Origin of the sequence: Lyngbya aestuarii BL J (genome assembly GCF_000478195.2) — a bacterium.
Lineage (GTDB): Bacteria > Cyanobacteriota > Cyanobacteriia > Cyanobacteriales > Microcoleaceae > Capilliphycus > Capilliphycus aestuarii.
Map to the genome: position 1 here is coordinate 1 of NZ_AUZM01000367.1, position 431 is coordinate 431.

Below are 431 nucleotides of genomic sequence, written 5' to 3' on the forward strand. Positions count from 1 at the left end.
TGATCTTCATTCCCATTTCCATTGCAGCTCACTTCTTAGAATGGGGTTCGACTGCTATTTTCATCACGTCTGCTATGGCGATTATTCCTTTAGCGGGTTGGATGGGAATTGCTACAGAAGAAATTGCTGTCGTTCTTGGCCCGAATTTGGGTGGACTGATGAATGCCACCTTCGGAAACGCTACAGAACTAATTATCGGTATTGTTGCTCTCAAAGCCGGACTATTGGATGTGGTGAAAGCCAGCATCACAGGTTCGATTATTGGCAACCTGCTGTTAGTGATGGGTTTATCGATGCTTCTCGGTGGCTTGCGCTACAAAGAACAAAAGTTTCAGTCCATTGTAGCTCGGTTGAATGCTTCGGCGATGAACTTGGCGGTGATTGCCATTTTAGTACCAACAGCAGTCCAGTATACAGATCGGAAGAGCACA

General features: G+C 45.9%; 1 protein-coding gene. It reads left to right on the forward strand.

What is annotated here, in order from left to right; genetic code table 11:
* Positions 1–2 precede the first annotated feature (2 nt).
* The coding region (locus M595_RS28555) for a calcium:cation antiporter family protein (protein WP_510984656.1) at positions 3–431 on the forward strand (429 nt) is incomplete at its 3' end.